Source organism: Bacteroidales bacterium (genome assembly GCA_018334875.1).
Taxonomy (GTDB): Bacteria; Bacteroidota; Bacteroidia; order Bacteroidales; family UBA12077; genus JAGXLC01.
Genome location: JAGXLC010000241.1, coordinates 1 through 6,341 on the forward strand (window position 1 = coordinate 1; position 6,341 = coordinate 6,341).

At 43.2% G+C, this 6,341-nt stretch carries 9 protein-coding genes; all 9 read left to right on the top strand.

What is annotated here, in order from left to right:
* Positions 1-165, top strand: a 165-nt coding sequence (locus KGY70_15305) for a cysteine-rich CWC family protein (protein ID MBS3776562.1), incomplete at its 5' end; no start/stop codon positions are given.
* A gap of 7 nt (positions 166-172) precedes the next feature.
* Positions 173-943, top strand: a complete 771-nt coding sequence (locus KGY70_15310) for an adenosylcobinamide-GDP ribazoletransferase (protein ID MBS3776563.1) — start codon at positions 173-175, stop codon at positions 941-943.
* Entirely contained in the window at positions 940-1,521 is a 582-nt protein-coding gene (gene cobC / locus KGY70_15315) for an alpha-ribazole phosphatase (protein MBS3776564.1), read from the top strand. Before KGY70_15310 ends, cobC begins: the two co-directional genes overlap by 4 nt.
* Positions 1,521-2,030: a bifunctional adenosylcobinamide kinase/adenosylcobinamide-phosphate guanylyltransferase gene (locus tag KGY70_15320; GenBank protein ID MBS3776565.1), complete on the top strand. Its 510-nt coding sequence runs from the start codon at positions 1,521-1,523 to the stop codon at positions 2,028-2,030. Before cobC ends, KGY70_15320 begins: the two co-directional genes overlap by 1 nt.
* A 48-nt stretch (positions 2,031-2,078) precedes the next feature.
* On the top strand, positions 2,079-3,134 hold the full coding sequence (gene cobT / locus KGY70_15325) for a nicotinate-nucleotide--dimethylbenzimidazole phosphoribosyltransferase (protein ID MBS3776566.1): 1,056 nt from the start codon (positions 2,079-2,081) through the stop codon (positions 3,132-3,134).
* Positions 3,135-3,136: 2 nt separating this feature from the next.
* Complete coding sequence (locus KGY70_15330; GenBank protein MBS3776567.1) at positions 3,137-3,982, top strand: ABC transporter substrate-binding protein; 846 nt, start codon at positions 3,137-3,139, stop codon at positions 3,980-3,982.
* Positions 3,983-4,019: 37 nt separating this feature from the next.
* Entirely contained in the window at positions 4,020-4,547 is a 528-nt protein-coding gene (locus KGY70_15335) for a cob(I)yrinic acid a,c-diamide adenosyltransferase (protein MBS3776568.1), read from the top strand.
* Positions 4,522-5,562: an iron ABC transporter permease gene (locus KGY70_15340; protein ID MBS3776569.1), complete on the top strand. Its 1,041-nt coding sequence runs from the start codon at positions 4,522-4,524 to the stop codon at positions 5,560-5,562. The genes KGY70_15335 and KGY70_15340 overlap by 26 nt, the downstream gene beginning before the upstream one ends.
* Before the next feature lie 10 nt (positions 5,563-5,572).
* Positions 5,573-6,341 (top strand): ABC transporter ATP-binding protein (locus KGY70_15345; protein ID MBS3776570.1); only part of this gene is annotated, 769 nt, incomplete at its 3' end.

Consider the following 6,341-nt stretch of genomic DNA (forward strand, 5'->3'; position numbering starts at 1 on the left):
GGTAAATCATTTGAATGCAGGAACAACGATATTCTGAACTGTGGTTGTGCAAAAATTATTATTTCCGGGGATGTCCGTAAAAAAATCTCCAGCCGTTACAACGACTGTTTGTGCGTGCAATGCCTTAAAGATTTTGGAGGCATACCCGTGGAAGAAAATACCTGAATACAATATGAAACAGGAAATCAACAAATTCAGGACCGCTTTGATGTTCTTTACCCGAATCCCGGTGGGAGAGATAGAATATTCGCAGGAATACCTCAACCACAGCAACAAATACCTGCCGGTTATCGGATGGATGGTGGGAGGCCTTTCAGCATTGGGCTTCATGTTGCTCAACCCCATCTTACCGGTTGAAATAGCTGTTGTTTTAAGCATGGCCATTTCCATATTGCTTACAGGAGCCTTTCACGAAGATGGTTTTGCCGACGTGTGCGATGGTTTCGGTGGAGGATGGACCAAAGAAAAAATCCTGGAGATCATGAAAGATTCCCGGATCGGGGCTTTCGGTGTGATCGGCCTGGTTATGCTTATGCTTACCAAATTTTTGTCAATGAGCCAAATTCCTGTATCCATTTTGCCCGCAGCCCTTATTACAGGCCATACTTTCAGCAGGTACAGCGCCGTCTTACTGATCTTCACCCACAAGTATGTCCGCGATGACCATACCGGTAAATCCAAACCCATTGGCAAAGAGCTCAACCGCCCTGAACTGATTTTCGCTTCAATAACTGCCCTCCTTCCATTCTTATTTTTCCCCCATTTTGGCTTTCTCCTGATCATTCCGGTTATTCTGCTGATAAAACATGTCTATGCCCGATACATCAAAAAATGGATCGGCGGATACACAGGTGACTGCCTGGGAGCTTTACAACAGATCACTGAAACATCTTTTTATATTTTTGTTATCCTATATGTGGAAATCCAAAATTCAATAATATGAACATTTACCTTATCAGACACTCAAAACCGGATGTTCCCGAGGGCACTTTCTACGGACAATCGGACGTGGATGTAACGAAGGCGGAATTTGAACAAACGGTAGCCCGGATCCGGAAAAAAATAGATTTTACAGAAATTGAAACCATATATACCAGCCCGCTTAAAAGATGCTCCCTTCTGGCCCATACCATTAAGCCGGATCATTCAACCATTCATACCGATAACAGAATCATGGAACTTGACTTCGGAGCGTGGGAGCTACAGAAATGGGACAAGATCGACCCAAAAGCACTTGGACAATGGATCAATGATTTTGTGTATGCTCCGACTCCCGGTGGGGAAAGCCATATGGATCTTTATAAAAGAGTGGCCGGGTTTTGGGATGAAACCATCCAAAACTCCAATGGTCCTATGGCCGTGGTAACGCATGGAGGTGTGATTAAATCGATATTTAGCAGAATTTTAGAGACGCCCCTCAATAAAAGCTATTCCATAAAAGTGCACTATGGCGAATTGATCTCAACCCAATATTTTGGGGAAAATCAGTACGAGATTGAATTTCTAACTTCACCGGAATAATGGCAAAAACCATTTTCATAACAGGCGGAAGAAGAAGCGGCAAGAGCAATTATGCAAAAAATCTGGCCCTCAGAAAAACAGATGTCCCCGTTTTTCTTGCGACCTCCAGAGTATGGGATGAGGATCACAAGGAACGGATAGAAAAACACCGGCTGGATAGAAGTGACAATTGGACAACCATTGAAGAAGAAAAGTACCTCAGCAGACATCAGTTTGACAGCCAAACAGTGGTTTTAGACTGTATTACACTGTGGCTGACCAATTTCTTTTATGACAACAGCAATGATATTGAAACTTCATATAACGAGGCAAAATCGGAACTGGATGCCATTGCAAAGCAAAACGCTGAATTCATCATTGTTTCAAATGAGATTGGAATGGGAGGCCATCCCGATAATATGGTCCAGATGAAATTTGCCGATCTTCAGGGATGGGTAAATCAATACATAGCAGAGATGGCTGACGAAGCCTACCTTCTGGTTTCCGGTTTACCTTTAAAAATCAAATAATGGGTATTGAATAAAATGCCGTTACTTTAATCAAACTATGACGTGAACATGAAACTGAAATTCGATATTGACACACCCGATGCTTCCATAAAAAAAGGATTAAAAGAAAAGATCGACGGAAAAACCAAGCCTGTGGGTTCTCTGGGACGGCTGGAAGAAGTGGCCATGCAGATCGGCACCATTCAGCAAACCCTTCACCCCGAACTGAACCATCCGACTATAGTGGTTTTTGCAGCGGATCATGGCATCGCCGGAGAAGGGGTCAGTGCTTATCCCCAGGAAGTAACCAGACAAATGGTCATCAATTTTGTGAAAGGCGGAGCTGCCATCAACGTATTTGCCGGTCAAAACGGAATTCATCTCAAGATAGTAGATGCCGGAGTAATGAGAGCCTTTGAAAGTTCCATCAGAGACCAGCTTATTGATTATAAAATAGGTGAGGGGACAAAAAGTTTCCTGGAAGGCCCGGCAATGAGAGAAGAACAGTGTGAGCAGGCAATAGAAAAAGGAAGGGAATGCGTTCAAAATTTACACCGAGATGGAGTGAATGTGGTGGGTTTCGGAGAAATGGGCATCGGCAATACCTCCTCCTCTGCCCTACTCATGCATCTGTTGACAGGCTTCCCTTTGGAAACCTGCATCGGAAGAGGTACCGGTCTGGATGACGAAGGACTGCAAAGAAAAACAGAACTCCTTACCCGGAGTCTCTCTCATTGCAAATCCAGTGATTCCGAAGTGGAAATCCTTGCCCGTTACGGAGGTTTTGAAACCGCCATGATGACCGGCGCTTTTCTGCAGGCTGCAGAAAACAAAATGACCATACTGGTGGATGGTTTTAATACCACCGTGGCGCTCTTGCTGGCATATAAGCTTTACCCGGCAATACTGGATTATTGTATCTTCTCTCATCAATCGGGAGAGAAGGGGCATGCAAAATTACTGGAATATCTGGGAGCAATGCCATTGCTCAATATGGATATGCGATTGGGAGAAGGAACAGGTGTTGCGGTTGCCTATCCCATTATCCGGTCTGCCGTAAATTTTCTCAATGATATGGCCTCTTTTGAAAATGCCGAAGTATTAAACAGTAAAATAAAAATGTAACCATGAATAAGAAAATTGCTTTAATTGTTGCAGCAATCATATTGATATTTTCCGGTTCCTGCAACACTGAACAGCCAGAAAACAACGCCTCAAAAGATGAGGGTTTGCGCATTGTATCACTGACCCCCTCTATTACAAAGCAATTGATCCTTCTAGGCGTAGAAGATGATGTGGTCGGGCATACTTCATACTGCCCGGAAGAAAAGCTCAAAAACAGCGAGTTGGTAGCCTCTGCAACGGAAGTAAACATTGAAAAAATTGCCACACTGGAGCCCGACCTCGTTCTGGCAAGCACACTCACCAAAGAAAAAGTCATTAATAACCTCAGAAAACTTGATATTACGGTAAAATATCTGGAAATGCCCAAATCTTTCGAAGCCATTTGCAGGCAGATGAATACAATCGGTGAGCTGGCCGGCAGGGCAGACAAAGCTTCGACGATTGTCAAAAAACAAAGAGAAAAGCTGGATTCATTGCGAAATACAATTCCAAAGGGCAAAAAACTTAAATTTTTTATAGAAATCGGGGCTGATCCCTTGTTTGCAGCTACTTCAAATTCATTTATGCATGATTATATCCGTTATGCCAACGGAAAAAATATAGCAGCAGACCTTAAAACCGGAACCATATCCAGAGAAAGGGTTATTGCTGAAAATCCTGATGTGATCATAATTGTAACCATGGGGGTTGTTGGAAAAGAAGAAAAAGAAACATGGCAGGAATACCCCAATCTGAAAGCTTCAAAAAACAACAACATCTTCACCATTGATGCCGATCAGGCTTCCAGCCCAACTCCTGTTTCTTTTATAGAAGTGTTGGGAAAGATCATTGAATTGGTATATCATTAAATCAAATATTAAATCTCATATTTAACCCTTTATTACAATGCAACAAGGTTTGATACATATTTATACCGGAGACGGAAAAGGTAAGACAACGAGTGCTGTTGGTTTAAGCATAAGAGCGCTTGGCCATGGGCTAAAGGTTTGTTATGCATATTTTCATAAAGAACCGGAAAAATACGGTTATACGGAAATCTCCACACTAAAAAAACTGGGTGCCGAAGTGCACGGTATTGCCGAAGGCCACCCTTTCTTTGATAAAAAAATTGATAATGAAGAGCACGCTGCTCTGACAAACAAACAGTTTGTAAAACTTAGCGAGCGGATAAAGGATCATAAGTTTGATCTGTTAATACTGGACGAGGTGCTTGCTTCGCTTAGCAGTGGCTTTCTGGCAGAAGAAACGTTGGTGGAGTTCATTAAAAATTGCCCGCCGGAACTGGAAGTGGTATTAACCGGCAGAGGAGCAACCGATAAACTGATTGAGATGGCTGATTATGTCAGCAGAATTGAAAAGGTAAAACATCCATTCGATAGAAATATTAATGCACGTGAAGGAATCGAATACTAAAAGCATAAGAAACAAGTATCTTTTTTGGATTTTTTCGGTAGCCGCATTGCTGCTCATTCTGATCAGCGCCCTGCTGCTTTCTCTCACAATGGGTGAAATAGACATTTCCGTCTTCGATTTGCCAAAATATATAGGAAAACAGGGAGACAGTGTCATCTATTCCATTATGAACAAGATCAGGTTGCCGCGAACCCTTCTCGGGCTGGCTGTAGGAGGTTCGCTAAGTCTTTCCGGGGTTATATTGCAGGGAATTTACCGTAATCCTCTGGTTGAACCGTATACGCTTGGAATTTCAGGTGGCGGGGCGCTAGGCGTTTCAATCATCATTGTGTTTGGGCTGCACCGCGTTATAGGCAGTTTCATGATGCCCCTTGCCGGATTTGCAGGAGCCCTGCTCACGATCTTTCTCGTGTATAGTTTAAGCCTGCGCAATGGAAAAATCCAGATTCAAAACATGCTTCTTATAGGGGTAATGATCAGCTTTATTGTATCCTCGGCCATGATGCTTCTGATGGCCATTACCACGGCCGAAAACCTGCAGGGCATTATATTCTGGATGATGGGCTCTCTTGACGAGACCAATACCCTGTTGATTCATGTTACATTATGGGTTTCTGTAATAGGATTGGGCATCACGTATCTCTTTGCACAACCCCTTAATGCACTTCGTTTGGGTGAAACCAAAGCCAAACATTTGGGTATTAACACGGAAATCACCATACGGATTCTTTTTATACTGGCATCCCTTATGACAGGCATGTGCGTTGCCATTTCCGGAGTCATCGGTTTCGTTGGCCTGATCATACCCCATTTGATGCGCCTGATCGTGGGCACGGATTACAGAATATTGTTAATAAGTTCATTCCTGGGCGGAGGAGCTTTTCTGATTTTTTCGGATCTGGTTGCCCGCACCATCATTGCTCCAAATGAACTGCCGATAGGAGTCATTACAGGAATTATAGGGGGCACGGTTTTCGTGGTGGTATTGAGCAGAACACGAATGAAATTGTTATAAAAAGATCAATATGCTTCAAATAGAGCATCTAAAATGTGGTTACGGAAATAAATTTTATATATCTGATATCACATTCCATGTAGCCAAAGGTGAGTTTGCTGGCATCATCGGTCCCAACGGATCGGGGAAAACCACCCTGTTCCGGGGCATTACCGCCGAACTTCCGGTAGAAACAGGTACATTACTACTCGACGGCCAGGATTTAACCAAAATGAGAAATAAAGACCGGGCCAGGAATATAGCCATCGTCACTCAGGAAATTGAAGAGTCCGGGATAACCATGGAAGATTATGTGCTGATGGGACGAATGCCTTACAGAAGCACTTTTCAGTTTTTCGAGTCAGCAGAAGATTATGCAATAGCTCATAAATATCTGAAATTAACCGGCATTTTCAACCTGAAGGATAAATACATGTATCAGCTCAGCGGAGGAGAAAAGCAACTGGCTGCCATAGCACGGGCTTTAACACAAGAACCGAAACTGCTTCTTCTGGACGAACCCACCTCCCATCTGGATATTACCCATCAGGTGCAGGTATTGAATTTGATTCAGCGGTTGAATACCGAAATGGGATTGACGGTATTGATGATCATTCACGAGCTGAACCTGGCGGGAGAATACTGTGACAACCTGGTGATGCTGAACAACGGCAGGATCCATATTACAGGCAAGCCCGAAAAAGTGTTGAATTATAAAACCATAGAGGAAGTATACAACACCGTTGTGATCACTAAAACCAATCCACTATCAAAAAAACCTGTGGTATTTCTGGTTTCGG